Consider the following 22471-nt stretch of genomic DNA (forward strand, 5'->3'; position numbering starts at 1 on the left):
GGCCGGCACCTCCACCGGATCACGTGGGCGGCCGGCGATCACGTCGACATCGTGCCACCGGCCGGCACGGCGACGCGGGCGCCGGCCTGCCGACCCGAGCGTGCCGCGGTCGCGCCGCCCGGATCCTGGTCGGTGCGCCGCCCAGGACCGCCGCCGGATCAGCGAGCCGTCGGGTGGGACCGCTCGGCGGGGCGCAACCAGCGTCCCGCCCAGCGGGTCAGCCGCGGCATGACCACGTAGCCGAGCGACACGACGATGAACACCGCCGACAGCAGGCTGCGCAGCGGCCACGGCCAGTCCCCGACCAGCGGCCCGGCCATCAGCTGGAACACCGCGCTCAGCGCGAACACCGCAACGACCGTCAGCGCGGTCATCCGCCACCTCGGGCCCGACCGGGGCGGCACCGTGAAGAACGAGTCCAGCCCGTCGGCGCGGGCATACCGCTCGTCCTCGACCAGTGCCTGCACTCCGGCGACGGCCTCGGCGCGCTCCGGCGAGCGCTCCCAGGCCTCCAGCGCCGCGGCATCGGTGAACCGGTAGACCAGGTGGTACTCGTTGCCGCCCGGTCCGGGCCGCAGCAGCGAGCTGCCCAGGTGACCGGGGAACCGAGCGACCAGCTGCTGCATCTGCCCGGCCCACCGCTCGAACTCCGACGTGTGCCCCGGGGACACCACGCGGGCCGCGGTCACCGTCACCGGCTGGGTGGTGCCCGCGGAGGTGCGGTCGCCCACGGTCCGGCCCGGCCGGTGTCGGTTCGTCGTCGCTCGCGTCACGACCGGCTCCAGCGCCGGCAGGCCCCGGCGCGTTCCGGGTGTCAGCGGTCTCACACGCCCGGCGCGCGGCGCCTGCACCGGGGATCATCGGCGTCGTGCCCGAGGGAGACACCGTGTGGCTGGCGGCAAAGCGGATGGACACCGTCCTGCACGGTGCCACGCTCAGCCGGGGCGAGCTGCGCGTCCCGCAGCTGGCCGCCACCGACCTGACCGGCGCGGTGGTGCGCGAGGTCGTGCCCCGCGGCAAGCACATGCTGATCCGGCTCGCCGACGGCCGCACGCTGCGCACCCACTTCCGGATGGACGGCAGCTGGCACGTCTACCGCCCCGGCACGCCGTGGCGCGGCGGCCCCGGGCACGACGTCCGGGCGGTGCTGGGCACCGGGGAGTGGGACTGCGTGGGCTACCGGCTGCACGACCTGCGGCTGGTGCCCACCTCGGCCGAGGGCGACCTGGTCGGCCACCTGGGCCCGGACCTGCTCGGCCCGGACTGGGACGCCGAGGAGGCGCTGCGCCGGCTGCGCGACCGGCCCGACGAGCAGGTCGGCGTCGCCCTGCTCGACCAGCGCAACCTGGCCGGCATCGGCAACCTCTACAAGGTCGAGACGCTGTTCCTCTGCGGCGTCAACCCGTGGGCGCGGGTCGCCGACGTGCCCGACCTGCCGGGGCTGGTGCAACGGGCACGGACGCTGATGCTCGCCAACCGGGACCACCCGGAGCAGAGCACCACCGGCAACCTGCGCCGCGGCCAGGACCACTGGGTGTTCGGCCGGCAGGGCCGCCCCTGCCGGCGCTGCCGGACCCGCATCCTGCTCGGCGACCAGGGCCCGGACCTGCAGGAGCGGGTGACCTGGTGGTGCCCCCGCTGCCAGGCCACACCCGTCCCGGCCGACCCCGCCGCCCGCACCGGCCGGCCCGGCACCCCCGCCCGCCGCGCCACCTGACGCACCCCCGACCGCGATCACGGGGCTGCGTGAGCGCCACGCCGGCGCGTCACTCACGCAGCTCCATGATCACCGGCTCTGACTGCACCGGCGACGGCCCCGCTGCGGGGTCCCGCGGCGAGGCTGCGAGTCGGGGGGGGGGGGAGCGGGGTGGTTGCTCAGGCGCCGGCTTGCTCCGGGCGCTCGGCGGGCTGGGCGACCGACGGGTCGGGGGTGGCGGCACCGGCACCCAGGGCCCCGGCACTGCGGGTGCCCTCGACGGCCTGCGGCGCACCGCCGCCCATGCTGGCCCGGATCTGGTCCAGCCGGGAGGTGCCGGCGATGTCCAGGGTGGCCTTCTGCACCTCGAGCATGCGGCCCTCGACGGAGGTCTGGGCGAGCTCGGCCTGGCCCAGCGCGTTGGCGTAGCGGGCCTCGATCTTGTTCCGGACGTCGCCCAGGTTCGGGGTGTTGCCCGGCGCGGACAGCTCGTTGACCGAGCGCAGCGACGCCGACACCTGCTCCTGCATCTTGGCCTGCTCCAGCTGGGAGAGCAGCTTGGTGCGCTCGGCCAGGGTGGTCTGCAGCCGCATCCGGCTCTGCTCCACCGCGCCCTTGGCCTGCTCGGCGGCCTGCAGCGCCTCGTCGTGGCTGCGCTTGAGGTCCTCCATCGACTGCTCGGCGGCGACCAGCTGGGTGGCGAAGGCCTGCGCGGCGTTCTCGTACTCGGTCGCCTTCCCGACGTCGCCCGCGGCGCGCGACTTGTCGGCCAGGGTCAGCGCCTGGCGGGCCGAGGCCTGCAGCTGCTCGACCTCGCCCAGGGTGCGGTTGAGCCGCATCTCCAGCTGACGCTGGTTGCCGAGCACCGCGGCGGCCTGGTTGGCCAGCGCCTGGTGCCGGTTCTGCTCGGCCTCGATCGCCTGCGCGATCTGCACCTTCGGGTCGGCACGCTCGTCCAGCTGCTGGTTGGCGGACGCGGTGAGGTACTTCCAGAACTTGACGAAGACGTTGGCCATGGTTCCTCCTGGTCCGGCGGTGGACCGCCGGGTGTGGCGGTGCAGGTCTGTCCGCTCAGCACCCCCGCGGCCGGCGCGGGGGTGGTGGTCGGCCCCATCGTCCCAGGTGCTCCCTCGGTCCAGCCACCGTGGCGGCTTCCCCGCGCCACCGATACGTTCGCACGATGCTGTGTGTGCTCGGAGAACTCGTCGTCGACCTCATCCCGGACGCCGCGGCGGGAGCCGGCCCGGAGGGCACGGCGCCGCACTTCGTGGCGCGCCCCGGGGGCAACGCGCTCAACGTGGCGGTGGCCGCCGGCCGGCTGGGCACCCGGGTCGCACTGCTCGCCCGGGTCGGCCGCGGGCCACTGGCACCCCACCTGCGGCGGCACGCCGAGCTCTCCGGCGTGGACGTCAGCGGCATGGTCGACGCGCCCGAGCCGGTGTCGCTGGCCGTGGTGGGCCTGGGCCCGGACGGCTCGGCCGACTACGGCTTCCACGTCGTCGGTGCCGCCGACTGGCAGTGGACGGCCGAGGAGATCGCCTCGGTGTGGCCGGCCGACACCCAGGTGCTGCACGTCGGCTCGATCTCCAGCTGGACGGCGCCGGGGTGCGAGGCGATCGCCGAGGTCGCCGAGCGGCTGCACACCTCCGGGGCGGCGCTGGTCAGCGTGGACCCCAACATCCGCCCGATGCTGGCCGAGGGCTTCGGCAACACCGCCGAGGACGTGCGCCGCCGCCTGGACCGCCTCGTCGCCAGCGCCGACGTCGTCAAGGTCAGCGCCGAGGACGTCGCCTGGCTGGAGCCCGGCGCCGACCTGGACGAGCTGGCGACCGCGTGGGCCGACCGCGGCCCGGCGCTGGTGCTGGTCACCGACGGCGGCGACCCGCTGCGCGTCGCCCGGCCCGGCCGACCGCTGCTCACCGTGCCGATGCGCACCGTCCAGGTCGTGGACACCGTCGGGGCCGGCGACTCGCTGGCCGCCGGCCTCCTCACCGGGCTGATCGAGGCGGGCGTGACCAGCCGGACCGCCCTGGAGTCGATCGACGACGACACGCTGCACCGGGTGCTGGACGACGCGGTCCTGGTGGCCGCGCTCAACTGCACGCGGGTGGGCGCCGACCCGCCGACCCGCGCCGAGCTGGAGCAGGCACGCACCGCCGGCTGACCCCTCCGCGACGCCCGGCACGGCGCCGGCCGGGTCACCGGGGGTCGGGTGCCACCGGGACCTGACCGCCCGGTGCCGCACCGGCGTCCCGCGGTGCCCCGACGGCCCCGACGCCGGGAACCATCTGCCCGCGGCCCCGGTCCACCAGCGCGGACGGTGTGGTCAGCTCCGGGGACGTACCGGGCAGCACGGTGTCGAAGTAGGACCGTGCGGCGGCCGTGGTGCCGACGTCCCGGCCGGCCCGCTCGGACAGGAACCAGCGGTGCTCCAGCACCTCGTGGAACACCTCGGCCGGGGCCAGCCGGCCCACCAGCGCCGGCGGTACGGCCTCCACCACGGGCTGGTAGACCTCGGCCAGCCAGCGGTGACCGGCCACGCTCTCGGGCACCGGCCGCCCACCGCTCTGCTCCAGGTAGGCGCGGAACGAGCGCAGGTCGTTGAGCAGCCGGCGCGCCTGCTTCTCCTGGACCTCCAGGCCGGTCAGCCGGAACAGCTCGCGGCGGTGGTGCCCGGGCTCGGCGACCTGCGTGTCCACCCGCAACCGGGCACCCTCCGGCGACGTGATCAGCTCGACCTCACCGGCGTCGAAGCCGAGGTCGTTGAGGCGCTGCAGCCGCTGGGCGACGCGGTACCGCTGCTCGTCCAGGCGGAACACCTCCTCGCGGGTCACCTCGTCCCACAGCGCCTCGTATCGGCCGGGCAGACCCGCGGCCACCTCGACCGGGTCGATGTCCTCGGGCAGCAGGTTGCCGAACTGGAGGTCGAGCATCTCGCCGCCGACCCGCTCCTGGGCCAGGTCGACGTCGTAGGCACGCTGCCCCGGGGAGAGGCTGCGATGCCGCTCGGCGGTCTCGGCGTCGACCAGGTAGGCCGCGAAGGACCCGGCGTCCAGCCGGAACAGCGTGTTGGACAGCGAGCAGTCGCCCCAGAAGACGCCGGCCAGGTGCAGCCGCACCAGCAGCTCGACCAGCGTGTCGATCAGCTGGCCGGCCGCCTGCAGCGAGCGCGGGCTGGAGAACAGGTACCGGTAGGACATCGAGTACTCGAGGTACCGGGTGACGAGCACCGCCTGCTGCGCGTGCGGGCGGTCCACGCAGATGCCGAGCACCGAGACCGCCGGCAGGCCCTCGGACTCGAAGTCGGTGAGCAGCGCGTACTCCCGGCGGGCCAGCGGCTCGGGGATCTCCTTCAGCGCGTACACCCGGCCCTCGCTGGCGGTGAACCGGACGACGTGCCGGGAGATGCCGCGCTGGGGCACGTCGATGAGCAGGTCGGGGTCCCACTCCTCCAGCGGCTGCTCCCAGGGCAGGCTCAGCAGCGTCGCGGCCTCGGCCGCGGGTGGCCGGAACAGGTACCGCACCGGGACCCCCAGGGTGAGCGGTGAGGGTCGTCGACGACGACCGGGACGCCCGACACCTTCGCACCTCCCGCCACCGGAGCGCGATGCGACGGACCGCTCCTCCGACAGGGACGTCGGGCGCGCGGTCAGGCGGCGAGCGAGACCGCCCCGCGGCGCCCGGCACCGGCCAGCGATGCGGTCGCCAGCGTCGGGCCGGCAGCGCTGTTGGTGGCGGGAGCGGGGCCACCGGCGCCCACGAGCGCCAGGGCCGGCTCCGGCGTGGCCGCCTCGGTGTCGACGTCCTCGGCCGGCTCGTCGTCGGCGGGGCGCACGGCCCCGGCGGGCACCGGACGGACGGCGGGGCGCGGGGCGGCCGTGCGCAGCTCGAGGCTGACCTCGGCGAGCAGGTCGGCCAGCTCGACGTCGAGTGCGTCGCAGATGGAGGCCAGCAGCTCGGAGGAGGCCTCCTTCTGGCCCCGCTCGACCTCCGACAGGTACCCGAGGCTGACCCGCGCCCGACCCGACACGTCGCGCAGCGTGCGGCGCTGGCGCAGGCGGTGGCCGCGCAGGGTGTCTCCGAGCTGGGTGCGCAGCAGCGTCATGGCCGTCTCCTGTCCGAACAGCTGAGAAGCGGCGACGCACCCGGACTCACGACCCGGGGCGCCGTGGCCCCACGGTACGCGGCCTGCCGGGCCCGGGGTGACCCGGTGACACGACGTCCGCTCACGGCGTAACAGCACATCAGGGCGCGGCGTTCCCGGTGGAGGGGCCACCGCCCAGGCTCTCCAGGAGAGCCTGCATCGCCCGCACCACGCTCTGCCGGCGCACCTCCGCCCGGTCCCCGGTGAGGTCCAGCTGCCACACCAGCACCTGCCCGGGGCCGGCGACGCCCACGTAGACCCGGCCGGGGTCGTGCCCGTCCACCGGGTCCGGGCCGGCCACGCCGGTGAGGCCCACCCCCCAGTCGGCCGAGCACATGACCCGGATGCCCGCGGCCAGTGCGGCCGCGGTCTGCGGGCTCACCGGGCCGTTCGCGGCCAGCAGCTCGGCGGGCACGCCGGCGAGGGCGGTCTTCAGGTCGGTCGCGTAGACCACCGCTCCCCCGCGCAGCGTCGCACTCGCCCCGGGGACGTCGGCGAGGGTGGCGCAGAACAGGCCGGCGGTGAGCGACTCGGCGACCGCCACGGTCTGCCCGCGCTCGAGCAGCGCGGCGTGCAACTGGGCGGCCGGGGCCGGTGGGTCCTCGGGCGGCGGCGCAGGCGGCTGCTCGGACGGCGGCTCGGACGGCGACCGGGGAGGCAGGTCCGGCGCGGGCGTGACGGCTGAGGACACGGGCTCAGGCCGCCGTGTCCGTGCGGCTGCCTGCCTGCCCGGTGGCCCGGCGCTCCGTGGCGGCCTGCATGGCGCGCGCGCTGGTGCGGCGCAGGGTGAGGGCGCGGTACACGTAGTCGACGCCGGTCGCGAGGGTGAGCACCAGTGCCACGGCCATCACCCACCAGCGCGCCGAGGCCAGCACCCCGGTGAGCGGCAGCAGGTACAGCCCGATGGCCAGCGCCTGGGCCACGGTCTTGAGCTTGCCGCCGCGGCTGCTGGCGATCACCCCGTGCCGGATGACCCACAGCCTCAGAGCGGTGACCCACAACTCGCGGGCGATGATGGCGACGGTGACCCACCAGGGCAGCAGCCCGAGCATCGACAGGCCGATGAGGGCGGTGCCGGTGAGGGCCTTGTCGGCGATCGGGTCGGCCATCTTGCCGAACTCGGTCACCTGGTTGGTGCGGCGGGCGATCATCCCGTCGTAGCGGTCGGTGATGATCGCCAGGGCGAAGACCAGCGTCGCCCAGTAGCGCTGTCGTTCGTCGGTCCCGTCGTCCACGAGCAGCAGGTAGGCGAACAGCGGCACCACCGCCACGCGCAGCGTCGTCAGCGCGTTCGGCAGGTTCACCAGCTTCGCCGTCGACGGCGGCGTGCCCACCGGGTCCGGGACGACGGGGCCCATCAGGTCACCGACCTCACCGCACCGGCCAGCACCGGGGACGGCGCGTCCGTCGCGGCGGGCACCACGTGCGCCAGCAGGTCGACGCCCTCGGTGCCCACGACCTGTGCGGTGACCACCTGGCCGACGACCGCACCGTCCGGCACCCCGCCGACCGTGGTCGTGCCGTCGGAGTCGGGGTCCTGGTGCTCGGCGTGGCCCACCCACTCGTCGCCGCCGTCGGGGTGCGGGCCGACCCGCTCGGTGAGCAGCACCGCCACCCGGGAGCCGATCCGCTCCTCGGCGCGCTGGGCGGTCAGCTCCTCGACGAGGTCGGTGACCCGGGCGACCCGGGCGTCGATCTCGGTCTGGGACAGCTTGCCGGCCATGCCGAGGGCCTCGGTGCCCTCCTCGTCGGAGTAGCCGAAGACGCCCACCGCGTCCAGCCGGCCCTCGGTGAGGAACCGCTCCAGCTCGGCGACGTCGTCCTCGGTCTCGCCGGGGAACCCGACGATCACGTTGGTGCGGAAGCCGGCTGCGGGCGCCAGTTCCCGGGCCCGCTCGATGATCCGCAGGAAGTCCTCGGTGCCGCCGAAGCGGCGCATGCGGCGCAGCAGCGTCGGGGAGGCGTGCTGGAAGCTGAGGTCGAAGTAGGGCGACACGCCCTCCGTGCCGGCGATGGCCTCCAGCAGGCCGGGCCGCAGCTCAGCGGGCTGCAGGTAGGCCACCCGCACCCGGGCGATGCCCTCCACGGCGGCCAGGTGCGGCAGCAGCTTCTCCAGCGACCGCAGGTCACCGAGGTCCTTGCCGTAGGAGGTGGAGTTCTCGCTGACCAGCACCAGCTCGCGCACGCCCTGCCCGGCCAGCCACTGGGCCTCGGCCAGCACCTCACCGGGTGTGCGGGACACGAACGCGCCGCGGAAGGTGGGGATGGCGCAGAAAGAACACCGCCGGTCGCAGCCCGACGCCAGCTTCAGTGCCGCCACGGGGCCCGAGGACAGCCGGGTGCGGCGCAGCCAGTCGTGGCCCGGGATCGCCGGCGCGGCGTCGGCGGTGAGGGCGGCGGTGCGCTCGACCGGGCTGATCGGCAGCAGCGTGCGGCGGTCGCGCGGGGTGTGCGGCACCAGCGGCCGCCCGGCGAGGACGTCGTCCAGCCGGTCGCCCACGGCGGCGTAGTCGTCGAAGCCCAGCACGGTGGCCTCGGGCAGCGCGCCGGCGAGCTCGGAGCCGTACCGCTCGGCCATGCACCCGACGGCGACGACCTGGGCGCCGGAGTCGGTGGCGGCGAGGATGGCGTCGACCGAGTCCTTCTTGGCGCTCTCGATGAAGCCGCAGGTGTTGACCAGCACGGCGTCCGCGTCGGCGGCGTCCTCGACGAGCTGGTACCCGTCGGCGGCGAGGCGGCCGGCCAGCTCCTCGGAGTCGACCTCGTTGCGGGCGCACCCCAGGGTCACCATCGCGACGCGTCGCCCGCCCGGCCGGTCGGGGAGCACGACGTCGGTGCGGGGCGGAGCTGTCACCGCTTCACTCTAGTCACCGAGCAGGACCCTGCTAGTCAGAACACCGGTCCGCTGCACTCCGGCCCCGCCGCAGGGGCCCGCGGCGAGCCTGCGGATCGCACCGGCAGTGGTCAGGCCCCGCTGCAGGGGGCCGCGGCGAGCCTGCGGATCGCACTGGCAGTGGTCAGGCCCCGCTGCAGGGGCCCGCGGCGAGCCTGCGCATCGTACCGGCAGTGGTCAGGCCCCGCTGCAGGGGCCCGCGGCGAGCCTGCGAGTCGTGGGGGGCAGCGGGGTCCTTCTCTCAGTCGCCGCCGCGGAGGGTCAGGAAGATGGCCTCCAGCTCGTCGGGCTTGACCATGACGTCGCGCGCCTTCGAGCCCTCCGACGGCCCGACGATGCCCCGGCTCTCCATCAGGTCCATCAGCCGGCCGGCCTTGGCGAAACCGACCCGCAGCTTGCGCTGCAGCATCGACGTCGAGCCGAACTGGCTGGTGACCACGAGCTCGATGGCCTGCACGAGGAGCTCGAGGTCGCCGCCGATGTCCTCGTCGACCTCCTTCTTCTCCCCCGGCGCGGCGGTGAAGACCTCCTCGCGGTACTCCGGCTCGGCCTGCTTCTTGGTGAACTCGACCACGGCCTCGATCTCCGCGTCGGAGACGTAGGCCCCCTGCACGCGGACGGGCTTGCCGGCGCCGATCGGCATGAACAGGGCGTCGCCCATGCCGATCAGCTTCTCCGCGCCGGGCTGGTCCAGGATGACCCGGCTGTCGGTCAGGCTGGAGGTGGAGAACGCCAGCCGGGAGGGCACGTTGGCCTTGATCAGGCCGGTGACGACGTCGACCGACGGGCGCTGGGTGGCCAGCACGAGGTGGATGCCGGCGGCACGGGCCTTCTGGGTGATCCGGACGATCGACTCCTCGACGTCACGCGGGGCGACCATCATGAGGTCGGCGAGCTCGTCGACGATGGTGAGGATGTAGGGGTAGGGCGTGTAGACGCGCTCGCTGCCGGGCGGGGTCACGATCTCCCCGCGCTCGACCTTGCGGTTGAAGTCGTCGATGTGCCGCACGCCGGTGGCGCGCATGTCCTGGTACCGCTGCTCCATCTCCTCGACCAGCCAGGCCAGCGCGGTGGCGGCCTTCTTGGGGTCGGTGATGATCGGCGTGATCAGGTGCGGGATGCCGTCGTAGGGCGTGAGCTCGACCATCTTCGGGTCGATGAGGATCATCCGCAGCTGGTCCGGGGTGGCCCGCAGCAGCAGCGAGGTCAGCAGCGAGTTGATGCAGCTGGACTTGCCGGCGCCGGTCGCGCCGGCCACCAGCAGGTGCGGCATCTTCGCCAGGTTGGCGCAGACGTAGCCGCCCTCGATGTCCTTGCCCAGCCCGACCAGCATCGGGTGCGGGTCCTGCTTGGCCACCGAGGACCGCATGACGTCGCCGAGGCTGACCGTCTCGCGGTCGGTGTTGGGCACCTCGACGCCGACCGCCGACTTGCCCGGGATGGGGGCCAGGATGCGGATGTTGTCGTTGGCGACGGCGTAGGCCAGGTTGCGGGTCAGCGCGGTGATCTTCTCGACCTTGACCGCGGGGCCGAGCTCGATCTCGTAGCGGGTGACCGTGGGGCCGCGGGTGAAGCTGGTGACCGCGGCGTCGATGTTGAACTGCTCGAGCACACCGGCGATGGCCTCGATGGCGACGTCGTTGGCCGTCGAGCGGGCCTTGGGCGGCGTGCCGGCCCGCAGCACGTTCAGCGAGGGCAGCACGTAGTTGCCGGGCACCGGCTGGATCTGCAGCTGCTCCGGCTCGGTGATCGGCGGCAGGTCCGGCTCGGGGGCCGCGGTGCGGTCGACCGGCGCCGGGCGACGCGCCGGCGCCGGCACCGGGACCGGCTCCACGGGCTCGACGAGGGCGGCCCGCGGCGCCTCGGCCAGCGCGCCGGTGTCCACGACACCGGTGTCGGTGAGGTCGTCGGCCAGGCTGGCCTTGCGGCGCGGGGTGCGCCGCGGCGGCGGGAGGGCGTCGACGGGCTCGTCGTGGTCGTCCTCGTCCTCCCAGTCCTCGTCGTCCTGGTCGTGGCCGGCGAGGCGGTCCAGGAACCCGCGCAGCCGCTCGGGCACCTGGTGCACGGGGGTCGCGGTGACAACGAGCAGGCCGAAGACGGCCAGCAGCACCAGCAGCGCGACGGCGACCACCGCGCCGAGGCCCGCGGTCAGCGGCGTGCCGACGGCCCAGCCGAACAACCCGCCGGCGCCGCCGCGCTCCCCCGCCTCGACCGGTCCGCCGCCGACGACGTGCGCCGTACCGAGCACGGCGGCGAGCACGCAGGTCCAGCCGATGAGCAGCCGGCCGCGCGCCTCCGGGCGCGGCGGGTGCCGCAGCAGCCGGACGGCGACCAGCAGCAGGACGACGGGCAGCACCAGCACCAGCGAGCCGATCGCCCAGCCCACGCCGGTGGCCAGCCCGGTGCCGACCGGGCCGATGCCGGTGGTCCAGGCCGCGGCGCCGAGCACGATCGCGACGCCGAGGACGGCGAGCCCGACCCCGTCGCGGCGGTGCTCCGGGGCCAGCGGCTCGTTCTCCGCCGGCGGGGCGACTGAGCGGGCCAGCCCACCGGCGCCGCGGGCCAGCAGCGACCAGACGCCGCTGGCGCCCCGCCACAGGCCGGTGCTGATCACCGACTGCTGGCGGGCCGGGCGCCGCGTGCTGCCGGTGCCCTTGCGGGCCGGGGCGCGCTTGCGGGTCGCGGTCGCACCGGACCGGCCGCTGCCGGCCTTGCCGCGGCCCCCGCCCTGACCCCTTCCCTGCCCCCGGACCCCGCCCTGCGCCGGACCACGACCGGACGAGGCCGACCGCGTCGACCCCGTCGACCGGTTCGACCCTGTCGACGATGTCGTCCGAGAGGCCATGCAGCGACGGTAACCGGGCAGCTGGTGCCGATGGGGCAGGCGGTGCAGCGTGTCCGCCACCTACGGTCGACACCGTGACCGCATCGACTCCCGCACCGTCCCCCGACGACCGGCCGGCGCTGCCCCACGGCAGCTGGCCGACCCCGATCACCTCCGAGCTGGTCGTGCGCGCTGCGGCCGGGCTCGGCGAGGTGGCCGTGGACGGGGCGGACGTGTGGTGGGCCGAGTCCCGTCCGGCCGAGGGCGGCCGCACCGTGCTGGTGCGCCGCTCCCCCGACGGCGCGGTCACCGACGCCCTGCCGGCCCCGTGGAACGCCCGGACCCGCGTACACGAGTACGGCGGCGGCGCGTGGACGGTGCGCGACGGCGTCGCCTGGTTCACCTCCTTCGCCGACCAGCGGCTGCACCGGCTGGACGCGGGTGCGGAGCCGGTCGCGGTGACCGCCGAGCCCGAGCTGCCCGCCGGCGTCCGGTTCGCCGACCTGCGCGTGGGCGACGACGGCAGCGTGCTCGCCGTCCGGGAGACGCACTCCCCGACCGGTGCGGCGGCCGACGTCGTGAACGAGGTCGTGAGCGTCGCACCCGACGGGTCGACCGAGGTGCTGGTCACCGGGCCGGACTTCGTCTCCGACCCGCGGCTGTCCCCGGACGGGCAGCGACTGTGCTGGCTGCAGTGGGAGCACCCCGACATGCCCTGGGACTCGGCCACCCTGGTGGTGCGCTCGCTGGCCGACGGCAGCGAGCACGTGGTGGCCGGCGGCCGCTCGGGCGGCCGGGCCGAGTCGGTGGTGCAGCCGACCTGGGACGACGAGGGCACCCTGTGGTTCTTCGCCGACCGCACCGACGTGTGGGCGCTCTACCGCTGGCGGCCGGGCGGCGACGTCGAGCTGGTCCTGGACGCCGGAACCGACATCGCCGGCCCGCAGTGGGTGTTCGGCCAGAGCCGGCTGGCGCTGCTCCCCGACGGCCGGGTCGTCGTCCCCTGCCGCGCGGGCGACGGCGAGCGGCTGACGGTGCGCGAGCCGGACGGGACGCTGCACGATCTCGACCTGCCCTACGCCGTGTTCGGCTCGCTGACCGCCGCCGGCACCGCGGTGGTGTGCGTGGCCGCCGGGCCGACCTCGGAGCCGGTGGTGCTGCGGGTCGAGGTGGGCACTGGTGCCGCGGAGGTGCTGCGGCCGGCCCGCGACCTGGGCCTGGACCCGGCGTGGCTGTCCCGGCCGGAGCACGTCACCTTCCCCACCGAGCCCGACGACAGCGGCGTCGGCGAGGCCCACGCCCTGGTCTACCCACCGACCAACCCCGGGGTCCGGGCGGTCGACGGGCACCTGCCCCCGCTGCTGGTCCTGGTGCACGGCGGCCCGACGTCCGGCGTGCAGGCGACGCTGCGCACCGCGGTGCAGTACTGGACCTCCCGCGGTTTCACCGTCGCCGACGTCGACTACCGCGGCTCGACCGGGTACGGCCGCCGCTACCGGGACGCCCTGCAGGGTCGCTGGGGCCTGGCCGACGTGGCCGACGTGGTGGCCTGTGCGCGGTGGCTGGCGGAGCAGGGCCGGGTCGACCCCGCCCGGTGCGCGGTCCGGGGCGGGTCGGCCGGTGGCTTCACGGTGCTCGCCGCGCTCACCTCACGGCCCGGGGTGTTCGCCGCTGGTGCCAGCCTCTACGGCGTCGCGGACCTGACCGCCCTCGCCGAGGACACCCACAAGTTCGAGTCCCGCTACCTCGACGGCTTGGTCGCGCCGTGGCCCGAGGGCCGCGACGTCTACACCGAGCGCTCGCCGATCACGCACATCGCGGCGCTGGACACCCCGCTGGCGGTGTTCCAGGGCGAGGAGGACCGGGTGGTGCCCCCGGCGCAGGCCGAGCTGGTGGTGGCGGCGCTGCGCGCCAACGGCGTGCCGCACGCCTACCTGCTGTTCCCCGGGGAGCAGCACGGCTTCCGGCGGGCGGAGAACATCCGGGCCGCCCTGGACGGCGAGCTGTCCTTCTACGCCCAGGTGTTCGGCTTCGACCTGCCGGCGGCCGAGGGGATCGAGCCGATCCCGCTGCGCTGACCCACCGCGCGCACTGTGCGACCCGTCACGCCGGTGAACGGACCGTGGCCGGGCGACGTACGCACTTCCGACGACGTCCGTCCGGGTCGTCACGGCGAGGACAGGGAGCAGCGATGGCGCGGCACCGTCCGGCGCAGACCGAGGCCCTCGACGTGCAGGCCGCCTACGCGGCCCACGGCCCGGAGCTCTACCGCTTCGCCCTGCGCCAGCTGGGTGACGGCGGGGCGGCACAGGACGTGGTCCAGGAGGTGTTCCTGCGCGCCTGGCGGGCCGCGGACTCCTACGACCCGGAGCTGTCCGGCCTGCGCACGTGGCTGTTCGCGATCGCCCGCAACGTCGTGGTGGACGAGGCGCGGCGGTTCGCCGTCCGGCCGTGGCAGCGCGACCTGACCGACGGCTCGGACGTCACCGGCCCCGCGGACACCGGTGTCACCGACCGGCTGGTGGACGCCTGGGTCGTCGAGGAGGCGCTGCGCCGGATCGGTGAGGACCACCGGGTGGCGATCGTGCAGACGCACCTGCGCGGCCGGCCGCACGGCGAGGTGGCGGCGGAGCTCGGCATCCCGGTGGGGACGCTGCGCAGCCGGGTGTTCTACGGGCTCAAGGCACTGAGACTGGCGATGGAGGAGATGGGGGTGGAACCGTGAACGAGCAGACTGCCGGGGCAGCGGGGCGGGGAGCCCCGGACCCGGCCCACCGGGCGGTGCGGGAGCAGCTGGGGGTGTACGCCCTGGGCCACGGCACGGACGACGAGCGCGCTGCCGTCCGGGCCCACCTGGACGGGTGCGCCGGCTGCCGTGCGGAGGTCGCGGCGCTGTCGCCGCTGGCCGCCCGCCTCGCCGACGTCGACCCGGACCGGATCGACGAGGACCCACCGGTGCCGCCGGAGCTGGGCGCCGCCGTCCTCGCCCGGATCGCCGCCCAGGGCCCGCGCCCGGTGGACCTCGCCGAGCGGCGCCGGCGGCGCACCCGGCTGGCCGGGGCCGCCGCCGCGGTCGGGATCGCCGCAGCGGCGTTCGGGGTCGGCTGGATCGCCCGACCCGGCCCGCCGCAGGGCCCGCTGGAGCAGGTGGCCGTGCAGGTGGCCGACGACGACATCTCCGCGACCGCGGACATCGTGCCGCACACCTGGGGCGTGGAGGTCAAGCTCTCCGGCGCCGGGTTCACCGCCGGGGAGGTGTACCGGCTCGTGGTCGAGGAGACCGACGGCGACGCGGTGACCGGCGGGGCGTTCCTCGGGGTCGGCCCCGGGCAGCTGGACTGCAACATGAGCTCGTCGGTGCTGCGGCAGGACGCCGCCGGGTTCCAGGTGCTCGACGCGAGCGGGGAGGTCGTGCTCAGCTCGGTCTTCTAGACCTCGAGCACGGTCGGGATGATCATCGGCCGGCGACGGTAGGTGTCGGACACCCACTTGCCCACCGTGCGGCGGATGACCTGGGACAGCCGGTGCGCGTCGTAGGGCCCGGTGGAGAGCTGGCGCCGCAGCTCGTCCTCGACCAGTGCGAGCGCGGGAGCGAACGCGGCCGGGTCGTCGGAGAAGCCGCGGGCGGTGAGGTGCACCGGGCGCACGATCGTGCCCGTGGACGGCTCGACCACCACGGTCAGCGCCACGAACCCCTCGTCACCGAGGATCCGCCGGTCCTGCAACGACTCCTCCCCCACGTCGCCGACGGCGAGCCCGTCGACGTACACGTTGCCGATCGGCACGCTGCCCACGATCGAGGCCTTGCCGTCGAGCAGGTCGACGACCACGCCGTCCTCGGCGAGGACCACCCGGTCGGCGGTCATGCCGGTCTGCTCGGCCAGCGCGGCGTGCGCGCGCAGGTGCCGCCACTCCCCGTGCACCGGCATCAGGTACCGCGGCTTGGCCACGTTGAGCAGCGTGCGCAGCTCACCGGCCGGTGCGTGCCCGGAGACGTGCACCCGGGCGGTCTCCTTGTGCACCACGGTGGCCCCAAGCCGGGCGAGGCCGTTGATCACCTTGTAGACCGCCGTCTCGTTGCCCGGCACCAGGGACGACGCCAGCACGATCGTGTCGCCGGCCTCGATGGTGACGTGGTGGTGGTCGCCGCGGGCCATCCGGCCCAGCGCCGACAGCGGCTCGCCCTGGGAGCCGGTGCTGATCAGCACCACCTGCTCCGGCGGCATCGTCATCGCGTCGTCCAGGCGCACCATCAGCCCGGCCGGCACGCGCAGCAGGCCCAGGTCGGCGGCGACGCCCATGTTGCGCACCATCGAGCGGCCCACCAAGGCCACCTTGCGGTCGTGCCGCACCGCGCAGTCGAGCACCTGCTGGATGCGGTGCACGTGGCTGGCGAAGCTGGAGACGATCAGCCGCTGCGCCGCGTGCTCGAAGACGTCGTCCAGCACCGGGCCGATGCTGCGCTCGGGGGTGACGAAGCCGGGCACCTCGGCGTTGGTCGAGTCGCTGAGCAGCAGGTCGATGCCCTCGGCGCCGAGGCGGGCGAAGGTGCCGAGGTCGGTCAGCCGCCCGTCCAGCGGGAGCTGGTCCATCTTGAAGTCACCGGTGTGCACCAGCACCCCGGCCGGGGTGTGCACGGCGACGGCGAGGGCGTCGGGGATGGAGTGGTTGACGCAGATGAACTCGCAGTGGAACTCCCCGGCCACGTGGTCGTCGCCGGCGGCCACCTCCACCAGCACCGGGTCGATCCGGTGCTCGCGCAGCTTGGCGCGCACCAGCGCCAGGGTGAACCGGGAGCCCACCAGCGGGATGTCCGGGCGCATCCGCAGCAGGTAGGGCACCGCACCGATGTGGTCCTCGTGGCCGTGCGTCAGCACCACCGCGACGACGTCGTCCAGGCGGTGCTCGATGACCCCGAAGTCGGGCAGGATCAGGTCGACCCCGGGCTGCTCGGCCTCGGGGAACAGCACGCCGCAGTCGATGACCAGCAGCTGGCCGTCGAACTCCAGCACGGCCATGTTGCGGCCGATCTCGCCCAGCCCGCCGAGCGCCATGACGCGCAGCGCGCCGGGCGGCAGCGGCGGCGGCGCCTCCAGGTCCAGGTGCGGCTGGCCCACCGGCGCGGTCACAGCGTCACGCCCCCCTCCGCGAGGTCGGCGCGCAGCTGGGCGACCTCCTCGGCGGTGGCGTCGACCAGCGGGGGCCGGACCGGCCCGGCGGGCAGCCCGAGCTCGGTGAGCGCGGCCTTGACCAGGATCGCGCCCTGGGTGCGGAACACGCCGCGGCACACCGGCAGCAGCCCGGTGTGCAGGGCCCGGGCGCGGGCGAGGTCACCGCTCTCCACGGCGGCGACCAGCTCGGCCAGCCGCGGGCCCACGAGGTGGCCGACGACGCTGACCACACCCACCGCGCCGATGGCCAGCAGCGGCAGGTTCAGCGCGTCCTCCCCGGAGTAGTACGCGAGGTCGCAGCGGGCCATCGTCCAGGAGACGTCCGTCAGCGAGCCCTTGGCGTCCTTGACCGCGACGATGTTCGGGTGCTCCGCCGCCCGCACCAGGGTGTCGACCTCGATCGGGATGCCCGATCGGGGTGGGATGTCGTAGAGCATCACGGGCAGGTCGGTGGCGTCGGCGATCGCGGTGAAGTGCCGCAGCAGGCCCGCCTGCGGGGGCTTGTTGTAGTACGGCGTCACGGCCATCAGCCCGTGCGCGCCGAGCCGGGCGGCGTCGCGCGCCTTCTCGATGCTGTGCGCCGTGTCGTTGGTGCCGACCCCGGCGACGACGACGGCGCGGTCCCCGACGGCGTCCAGCACGGCCTCGAGCACCGCGCGCTGCTCGGCGTCGCTGACGGTGGGCGACTCCCCGGTCGTCCCGGAGACGACGAGCCCGTCGTGCGCGCACCGGTCGACGAGGTGCGCGGCCAGCTGCTGGGCACCCGCGAGGTCGATCGAGCCGTCGGCGGCGAAGGGGGTGACCATCGCCGTGAGGACGCGCCCGAAGGGTCTCGCGGGGTCGGAGGTCATGGCTGGGAATCTACCGACCCGGCCCCGGGGCGGCAGGTGCACCCGGGCCGGTCGAACCGGCTGTGCACTGGTCCAGGATGGGCGGGTGACCGAGCCCGCGCCGCTGCGCCGCCCCCTGCTGCTCACCGGCCCGCCGGGTGCCGGGAAGAGCGCGGTGGCGGCCGCACTGGCCGCCGGGCGGGCGCTGTGCGCCGTCGTCGAGGTGGACGACGTGCGCGCGCTGGTGCGCTCCGGCGCGGTGGACCCGTGGCGGCCCGGCGCCGGTGAGGCGCAGCACCGGCTGGCCGCCGTCCAGGCGTGCCTGCTGGCGGCGTCGTTCACCGCGGCCGGGGTGGAGGTGGTGCTGTGCGACGTGGTGCGCGGCCCGGTCGCCGAGGTCTACCGGACCTCGACGGCGGCCCCGTTCGTCGTCGCGCTGCGCGTGCCGCTGGCGGTCAGCCGGGAACGGGCCGCCCGCACCCCGCGGCTGACCCCCGAGGAGCTCCACGCGCTGCACGCGGAGAGCGCGGTGGCCGCGGGCGTCGCGGCCGAGGTGGACGCGACCCCGGGGCAGGGCGAGGTCACCGCCGCCGTCGAGGCGCTGTGGGCCGCCGCGGCCCCGGTGACGCCGTCGTCGTGAGCGGGCGGGTCAGCCCTCGCTGACGTACGGGCTCGCCGCGACCTCGGTGCCGTCGGGCAGGGCGCTGACCCGGAAGTCCTCGAAGACGTTGCCGGCCACCCGCTGCAGCTCGCGCAGGCAGGCGATGGCCAGCTCGCGGATCTCCACGTCGGCGTGCTCGCTGGCCCGCATGGCGATGAAGTGCCGCCAGGCCCGGTAGTTGCCGGTGACCACGATGCGGGTCTCGGTGGCGTTGGGCAGCACGGCGCGGGCGGCCTGCCGGGCCTGCTTGCGGCGCAGGGTCGCGTTCGGGACGTCGGCGAAGTGCTCCTCCAGCCCCTGCAGCAGCTCGGTGTAGGCGGCCAGGGCGGCGTCGGCCGCGGCGGTGAACCGGGCGTGCAGCTCCGGGTCCTCGGCGATGACGGCGGGCTCGACGAAGGCGGCGTCGCGCTCGGGCACGTAGCGCTGGGACAGCTGGCTGTAGCTGAAGTGCCGGTGCCGGATCAGCTCGTGGGTGAGCGACCGGGACACCCCGGTCAGGTACATGCTCACCGTGCCGTGCTCGAGCACGGAGAGGTGGCCGACCTCGAGGATGTGCCGCAGGTAGCCGGCATTCGTGGCGGTCGCCGGGTTGGGCTTCGCCCAGGACTGGTAGCAGGCCCGCCCGGCGAACTCGGCGAGCGCCTGACCGCCGTCGACGTCGGTCTCCCACGGCACGTCGGCCGGCGGCGTGAACTGTGTCTGGGCGACGACCTGGACCTTCAGCGGGGCGATGGCTGGCACCGGCACAGCCTACGGGCGGGCGCCCCGACGCCTTCAGGCTCCCGTTCCGGTCGTGACCGGCGCGCCGCCCGGACCCCGGTCAGCGGGCGGTCACCGCGATCCGCAGGTCCTGGGCGAGGTCGCCCCGCTCGGCGACCTCGACGTCCTCCAGCTGCATCCAGTCGGCCATCAGCCGCAGCTCTGCCGCGAGCTCGTCGGCCACCTGCCCGGCGTCCACCCCGTGCTCGCCGTGGGCGGACTGCACCCGCAGCACGCCGGCCTGCCGGTCGGCCTTGAGGTCGACCCGGGCGACCAGCGCGTCGCCCAGCAGGAAGGGCAGCACGTAGTAGCCGTACACCCGCCGCGCCGCCGGCGTGTAGATCTCCAGCCGGTAGCGGAAGCCGAACAGCCGCTCGATCCGCGGCCGCTCCCAGACGAGGGAGTCGAAGGGGCTGAGCAGCGCCCGGGCCCGCACCCAGCGGGGCCGCCGCGCGTTCGGGTCCAGCCACGCCGGCCGCTGCCAGCCGTCGACCTCGACCGGCAGCAGCTCACCGGCCTCGGTGAGCTCGGCGATCGCCTGGCGGGTGTCGGCCACGCCGAGCCGGAAGTAGTCGCGCAGGTCGGTCTCGGTGGCCACGCCCATCGCCCGCGCCGAGGTGCGCACCAGTTCCCGGACGGCGTCGGCACGGTCGGGGGTGGGCTGGGCCAGGACCGCGGCGGGCAGCACCCGCTCGGTGAGGTCGTAGACCCGCTCGAAGCCGGCGGTGCGCTGCCGGGCGGTGAGCACGCCGGTGTAGAACAGCCACTCCAGCGCGACCTTGCCGGTGTGCCAGTTCCACATCGTGCCGGCCGGCTCCGGCCGCGGTTCGGCCAGCTCGCTGGCCCGCAGCGGGCCACCCTCACGCACCCGGGCCAGCACCTCGGCGACGTACCCGGGCCGTTCCCGCTGGATCTGCACCATGTTGCCCCAGGCCTGCTCCTGCGCCGCCGCCATCCGCCACCGCAGGTGGGGGTGCAGCCGCACGGGCAGGAAGGACGCCTCGTGGGCCCAGTACTCGAACAGGTCGTGCCGCGTGCCGGCGAGGGCGTCCATCGCGGCCCGCGGGTAGCTGCCGAGCCGGCTGAAGGCCGGCAGGTAGTGCGACCGGGAGACCACGTTGACCGAGTCGATCTGGACGACGGCGAGCCGGTCGACCACAGCCCTCAGCTGGCGGGTGCCGACCGTGGCGCCGGGGCGGGGACCGGTGAAGCCCTGCGCAGCCAGCGCGATGCGGCGGGCCGACGCGGCAGACAGTCGGACCACCGGTGCGCTCATGCGCAGATGGTGCACCGGCCCTCCGACAGGACGCAGCGCCGAGCCTGCCGCGACCTGCCTACGCTGGCCCGGTGGACCTCCCTGCTGCCCTGCCCGGCGGACCCGTCGCCGTCGGCACGCCGACGGCCGGCGCCCCGGGCGCCGACGTCTCCGTCCGACCGGCGGTCGTCGCCGACGCCGCCGACATCGCCCGGGTGCAGGGGCTGACCTGGCGCACCGCCTACCGTTCCGTGCTGCCCGCCGCCGTGCTGGACGGCTGGGACGACGACACGGCGGCCACGTCGTGGGCCACGGCCGTCAGCGCCCCGCCGACCGCCGCGCACGGGGTGCTGGTGGCCCGGGAGAAGGACGCACTCGTCGGGTTCGCCGCGTTCGGCCCACCGGACCTGAGCGGGGGCGAGTCGACGTCCCCCGACGGCCCGACCACCGAGGTCGCCGCCCTCCTGGTCGAGCCACGCTGGGGGCGCCGCGGGCACGGCAGCCGCCTGCTCGCGGCCGTGGCCGACACCGCGGCCGGCACCGGCGCCCGGCGGCTGCAGATGTGGCTGCCGGTCGGTGACACGGTCACGGCCGGTTTCCTGGAGGCGGCCGGGTGGGCGCGCGACGGGTGGGTGCGCACGCTGGACACCGGCAGCGGGCCGCTCGTCGTGCACAGCTGGCACGCGCTGCTCGGCGAGGCTGGGCCGTCGTGACGTTCACCGGCTTCCCCGACGCCGGGCTGGTGTTCTACGAGGGCCTGGAGGCGGACAACACCCGCAGCTACTGGACCGACCACCGCGCCGAGTACGAAGCGCACGTCCGGGCACCGCTGCAGGCGCTGCTGGACGAGGTGGCCCCCGAGTTCGGTGGCGACGCCAAGGTCTTCCGCCCGTACCGCGACGTGCGCTTCAGCAACGACAAGACGCCGTACAAGACCCACGCCGGCGCGGTGGTGCACGACAGCGGCAGCGGGACCGGCGCCTGGTACGTGCAGGTGTCCGCCGAGGGCCTGCTCGTCGCCGGGGGGAGCTGGCGGCTGGAGTCCGACCAGGTGGAGCGGTACCGCCGGGCCGTGGACAGCGACGTCCCGGGCGGCGCCCTGGAGCAAGAGGTGGCCCGGCTGCGCGGCGCCGGCTTCACCATCGAGGGCGACCGGCTGGTGCGCAGTCCGCGCGGGTACCCGGCCGACCACCCACGGATCGACCTGCTGCGGCACCGCTCGCTGCACGCCTCCCGTCACTGGCCGCCGGCCGGCTGGCTGCACACCCGCCAGGCAGCCACTCGGGTGCGGGACAGCTGGCGGGAGTTCAGCGCCCTGAACCGGTGGCTGGCCGACAACGTCGGGGCGACCACCGTCGAGCGTTCCCCCCGCCGCTGACCGGGCTCAGCAGGGAGCCCCTGGGCTCCGCGAGCCCCCGCGACTCGCCTGGCGGACACCGGCCTCCCCGGGCGTCGACCTGTCGACGACGGCCCGGGTCAGACACCGCCGTGGGCCCCCTCCTCGAGGCATGGTGGCCCAGCCTGAGGACGGCTACGGGAACGCTGTGATCCTGACGGGATGGACCTCGACGACTGCATCGCCCACGCCGTGGCGCTGGACTCCGTGATGGTCGTGCGGCGCGTACCGGGAGACGGGTCGCCGGAGATCAGTTGGGGAGACGCCTTCATCTACTACGCACCCGGCGGACGCATCCCGCCGACGCAGCCCTTCGCCACGGTCGTCACCAAGGACCACCCCGACGAACCCGTGTCCGGACTGGACGAGCCCGGGGCCTTCCGACTCAACCTCGCCGTGCCGGCAGCAGAGTTCGCACGGGCGCTGGGTGCTCGTGGCGCCGAGGCCGACGCCCCCCGTGCGCGGGACGCCTGGTTCCCACACCCGGTGTACGGCCGCGCCGGGTGGCTGTCGATCGTCTCGCCGGACACCCAGCGCGACGAGGTGCGCAGGCTGATCGACGTCGCACACGAGGCCGCTCGCGCCCGACACGACCGGCGTGCGGAGTCCAGCCCCTTCGACTGAACCGGCGGTGACGCCGGGCGTCGACGCCACGAGGTCAGGAGCCCCGGCGCACCGGTGTCGGCGCGGATGCCCGCACATCCACGTGGACGAGATCGCGCAGCCCCTGGACGGGCACGATCGCGCAGCCCTGATGCTCGTGCCCGGGAATGCGACAAGGGCCGACACCCTGTGGGTGTCGGCCCTTGTCGAATAGATGTCCGGCGGCGTCCTACTCTCCC

Annotated in this window: 21 protein-coding genes; 9 read left to right on the plus strand and 12 right to left on the minus strand. The window is 75.1% G+C overall.

All coding sequences use genetic code 11. From position 1 onward, the window contains the following. Nucleotides 1-158: 158 nt before the first annotated feature. Nucleotides 159-773, minus strand: coding sequence for an antibiotic biosynthesis monooxygenase (locus G1H19_RS19520; protein WP_235928466.1), 615 nt, complete (start codon nt 771-773; stop codon nt 159-161). A gap of 95 nt (nt 774-868) precedes the next feature. Here G1H19_RS19520 and G1H19_RS19525 point away from each other — a divergent pair, with 95 nt between their 5' ends. After that, on the plus strand, nt 869-1717 hold the full coding sequence (locus tag G1H19_RS19525) for a DNA-formamidopyrimidine glycosylase family protein (protein ID WP_162393654.1): 849 nt from the start codon (nt 869-871) through the stop codon (nt 1715-1717). 158 nt (nt 1718-1875) lie between these two features. Here the strand turns inward: G1H19_RS19525 and G1H19_RS19530 are convergent, their stop codons facing one another. Next, complete coding sequence (locus G1H19_RS19530) at nt 1876-2712, minus strand: PspA/IM30 family protein (RefSeq protein WP_152727246.1); 837 nt, start codon at nt 2710-2712, stop codon at nt 1876-1878. Between the two features lie 164 nt (nt 2713-2876). Between G1H19_RS19530 and G1H19_RS19535 the strand changes: the two genes are divergently transcribed. Then, nucleotides 2877-3860, plus strand: a complete 984-nt coding sequence (locus G1H19_RS19535; protein WP_152727245.1) for a carbohydrate kinase family protein — start codon at nt 2877-2879, stop codon at nt 3858-3860. A gap of 34 nt (nt 3861-3894) precedes the next feature. Here G1H19_RS19535 and G1H19_RS19540 read toward each other — a convergent pair whose 3' ends face one another. The 6 genes from G1H19_RS19540 to G1H19_RS19565 all read right to left on the minus strand — a co-directional run bounded on the left by G1H19_RS19540 (nt 3895) and on the right by G1H19_RS19565 (nt 11347). After that, on the minus strand, nt 3895-5220 hold the full coding sequence (locus G1H19_RS19540; protein WP_162393653.1) for a DUF4032 domain-containing protein: 1326 nt from the start codon (nt 5218-5220) through the stop codon (nt 3895-3897). A gap of 125 nt (nt 5221-5345) precedes the next feature. Continuing rightward, a complete protein-coding gene (locus tag G1H19_RS24730) occupies nt 5346-5801 on the minus strand; it encodes a helix-turn-helix domain-containing protein (protein WP_235909167.1) in 456 nt (151 codons plus the stop codon). A 139-nt stretch (nt 5802-5940) separates the two neighbouring features. Next, nucleotides 5941-6531: a CinA family protein gene (locus G1H19_RS19550; RefSeq protein WP_235928464.1), complete on the minus strand. Its 591-nt coding sequence runs from the start codon at nt 6529-6531 to the stop codon at nt 5941-5943. A gap of 4 nt (nt 6532-6535) precedes the next feature. Then, nucleotides 6536-7198 carry a CDP-diacylglycerol--glycerol-3-phosphate 3-phosphatidyltransferase gene (pgsA, locus tag G1H19_RS19555; protein ID WP_152727244.1) on the minus strand — a complete coding sequence of 221 codons (663 nt, stop codon included), beginning with the start codon at nt 7196-7198 and terminating at the stop codon, nt 6536-6538. Continuing rightward, on the minus strand, nt 7198-8694 hold the full coding sequence (gene rimO, locus G1H19_RS19560) for a 30S ribosomal protein S12 methylthiotransferase RimO (RefSeq protein WP_235928463.1): 1497 nt from the start codon (nt 8692-8694) through the stop codon (nt 7198-7200). The genes pgsA and rimO overlap by 1 nt, the downstream gene beginning before the upstream one ends. Before the next feature lie 280 nt (nt 8695-8974). Continuing rightward, nucleotides 8975-11347, minus strand: coding sequence for a DNA translocase FtsK (locus G1H19_RS19565; RefSeq protein ID WP_235928453.1), 2373 nt, complete (start codon nt 11345-11347; stop codon nt 8975-8977). A gap of 305 nt (nt 11348-11652) precedes the next feature. Here G1H19_RS19565 and G1H19_RS19570 point away from each other — a divergent pair, with 305 nt between their 5' ends. The 3 genes from G1H19_RS19570 (at nt 11653) to G1H19_RS19580 (ending at nt 14989) form a co-directional block, all read left to right on the plus strand. After that, nucleotides 11653-13635: a S9 family peptidase gene (locus G1H19_RS19570; protein WP_235928451.1), complete on the plus strand. Its 1983-nt coding sequence runs from the start codon at nt 11653-11655 to the stop codon at nt 13633-13635. 113 nt (nt 13636-13748) lie between these two features. Continuing rightward, nucleotides 13749-14282 (plus strand): sigma-70 family RNA polymerase sigma factor, encoded by a 534-nt coding sequence (locus G1H19_RS19575; protein WP_152727241.1) that lies wholly within the window; start codon nt 13749-13751, stop codon nt 14280-14282. After that, the gene (locus tag G1H19_RS19580; protein ID WP_162393652.1) at nt 14279-14989 is read left to right on the plus strand and encodes an anti-sigma factor family protein; all 711 of its coding nucleotides are present in this window, start codon (nt 14279-14281) and stop codon (nt 14987-14989) included. Before G1H19_RS19575 ends, G1H19_RS19580 begins: the two co-directional genes overlap by 4 nt. On the opposite strand, the gene G1H19_RS19585 is transcribed toward G1H19_RS19580, so the two are convergent. Further along, nucleotides 14986-16686 carry a ribonuclease J gene (locus G1H19_RS19585; protein WP_322099378.1) on the minus strand — a complete coding sequence of 567 codons (1701 nt, stop codon included), beginning with the start codon at nt 16684-16686 and terminating at the stop codon, nt 14986-14988. The two genes, G1H19_RS19580 and G1H19_RS19585, sit on opposite strands and share 4 nt — an antisense overlap. Beyond that, the gene (dapA, locus tag G1H19_RS19590) at nt 16683-17579 is read right to left on the minus strand and encodes a 4-hydroxy-tetrahydrodipicolinate synthase (RefSeq protein ID WP_152727240.1); all 897 of its coding nucleotides are present in this window, start codon (nt 17577-17579) and stop codon (nt 16683-16685) included. Before dapA ends, G1H19_RS19585 begins: the two co-directional genes overlap by 4 nt. A gap of 85 nt (nt 17580-17664) precedes the next feature. On the opposite strand from dapA, the gene G1H19_RS19595 reads away from it, so the two are divergent. Further along, nucleotides 17665-18198 (plus strand): hypothetical protein, encoded by a 534-nt coding sequence (locus tag G1H19_RS19595; protein WP_152727239.1) that lies wholly within the window; start codon nt 17665-17667, stop codon nt 18196-18198. Nucleotides 18199-18207: 9 nt separating this feature from the next. On the opposite strand, the gene thyX is transcribed toward G1H19_RS19595, so the two are convergent. Both thyX and G1H19_RS19605 read right to left on the minus strand, forming a co-directional pair. Beyond that, a complete protein-coding gene (gene thyX, locus G1H19_RS19600) occupies nt 18208-18960 on the minus strand; it encodes an FAD-dependent thymidylate synthase (protein ID WP_174278072.1) in 753 nt (250 codons plus the stop codon). A 79-nt stretch (nt 18961-19039) separates the two neighbouring features. After that, nucleotides 19040-20254 carry a winged helix-turn-helix domain-containing protein gene (locus tag G1H19_RS19605; protein ID WP_152727238.1) on the minus strand — a complete coding sequence of 405 codons (1215 nt, stop codon included), beginning with the start codon at nt 20252-20254 and terminating at the stop codon, nt 19040-19042. Nucleotides 20255-20325: 71 nt separating this feature from the next. Between G1H19_RS19605 and G1H19_RS19610 the strand changes: the two genes are divergently transcribed. The 3 genes from G1H19_RS19610 to G1H19_RS19620 all read left to right on the plus strand — a co-directional run bounded on the left by G1H19_RS19610 (nt 20326) and on the right by G1H19_RS19620 (nt 22253). Next, the gene (locus tag G1H19_RS19610) at nt 20326-20946 is read left to right on the plus strand and encodes a GNAT family N-acetyltransferase (RefSeq protein WP_235928449.1); all 621 of its coding nucleotides are present in this window, start codon (nt 20326-20328) and stop codon (nt 20944-20946) included. After that, nucleotides 20943-21611, plus strand: coding sequence for a DUF2461 domain-containing protein (locus tag G1H19_RS19615; protein ID WP_162393651.1), 669 nt, complete (start codon nt 20943-20945; stop codon nt 21609-21611). The genes G1H19_RS19610 and G1H19_RS19615 overlap by 4 nt, the downstream gene beginning before the upstream one ends. Before the next feature lie 180 nt (nt 21612-21791). After that, nucleotides 21792-22253 carry a DUF6194 family protein gene (locus tag G1H19_RS19620; protein ID WP_152727237.1) on the plus strand — a complete coding sequence of 154 codons (462 nt, stop codon included), beginning with the start codon at nt 21792-21794 and terminating at the stop codon, nt 22251-22253. The last annotated feature ends 218 nt before the right edge of the window (nt 22254-22471 follow it).

This window comes from Goekera deserti (genome assembly GCF_010685995.1).
GTDB lineage: Bacteria > Actinomycetota > Actinomycetes > Mycobacteriales > Geodermatophilaceae > Goekera > Goekera deserti.

Bases quoted from the DNA above. Each gene is read 5' to 3' on its own strand.
- G1H19_RS19530 (WP_152727246.1), bottom strand. From the start codon at position 2,712: ATGGCCAACGTCTTCGTCAAGTTCTGGAAGTACCTCACCGCGTCCGCC.
- G1H19_RS19535 (WP_152727245.1), top strand. From the start codon at position 2,877: ATGCTGTGTGTGCTCGGAGAACTCGTCGTCGACCTCATCCCGGACGCC.
- G1H19_RS24730 (WP_235909167.1), bottom strand. From the start codon at position 5,801: ATGACGCTGCTGCGCACCCAGCTCGGAGACACCCTGCGCGGCCACCGC.
- pgsA (WP_152727244.1), bottom strand. From the start codon at position 7,198: ATGGGCCCCGTCGTCCCGGACCCGGTGGGCACGCCGCCGTCGACGGCG.
- G1H19_RS19575 (WP_152727241.1), top strand. From the start codon at position 13,749: ATGGCGCGGCACCGTCCGGCGCAGACCGAGGCCCTCGACGTGCAGGCC.
- dapA (WP_152727240.1), bottom strand. From the start codon at position 17,579: ATGACCTCCGACCCCGCGAGACCCTTCGGGCGCGTCCTCACGGCGATG.
- G1H19_RS19605 (WP_152727238.1), bottom strand. From the start codon at position 20,254: ATGAGCGCACCGGTGGTCCGACTGTCTGCCGCGTCGGCCCGCCGCATC.
- G1H19_RS19620 (WP_152727237.1), top strand. From the start codon at position 21,792: ATGGACCTCGACGACTGCATCGCCCACGCCGTGGCGCTGGACTCCGTG.